We start from the raw sequence: 655 nt of genomic DNA, 5'->3' as shown, positions 1-655 counted from the left end.
ATGTACTGGAGCGCGGCGGCAACCGACTCGATCAGGTCGGTTTGCTGGATGATGGTCATGGCTGTGTCCGTGGGAGGGGAAAGCACTCGCTCAAATGCGAGCCATTCTTGTTTGCAACGATACTGGGCGATTGCCCTGGTGCGCCAGGTGCGCCCTCCATTTTGACAGCGGAGCTTTTTTCATGGCGATATCCACCCAGACCCGAATCGAACGCGACACCTTCGGCCCCATCGAGGTGCCGGCCGACAAGCTGTGGGGTGCGCAGACGCAGCGCTCGCTGCAGAACTTCGACATCTCGGGCGAGCGGCAGCCGCGCGAGATCATCAAGGCGCTGGCGCAGGTCAAGCGCGCCTCGGCGGTGGTGAATCACGCACTGGGCCTGCAGGACGAGAAGAAGACGCAGGCCATCGTCGCCGCGGCCGATGAGGTCATCGGGGGCCGGCATCACGACGAGTTTCCGCTGGTCGTCTGGCAGACCGGCTCCGGCACGCAAACCAACATGAACGTCAACGAGGTGCTGGCCAACCGCGCCAGCGAGCTGCTGGGGGGTGAGCGCGGGGAAGCGCGACTGGTGCATCCCAATGACGACGTGAACCGCAGCCAGTCCTCCAACGACGTCTTCCCGACGGCCATGCACGTGGCGGCCGTCGAGGCG

General features: G+C 64.6%; 1 protein-coding gene. It reads left to right on the top strand.

Features of this window, described 5'->3' with window-relative positions:
* Window positions 1–181 precede the first annotated feature (181 nt).
* Window positions 182–655 (top strand): lyase family protein (locus APY03_RS43360; RefSeq protein WP_269747364.1); only part of this gene is annotated, 474 nt, incomplete at its 3' end.

The sequence above is a fragment of the Variovorax sp. WDL1 genome, assembly GCF_001541225.1.
Lineage (GTDB): Bacteria > Pseudomonadota > Gammaproteobacteria > Burkholderiales > Burkholderiaceae_C > Variovorax.
The sequence above is the reverse complement of the archived record's forward strand: the minus strand, read 5'-3'. Positions and strand labels throughout refer to the sequence as shown.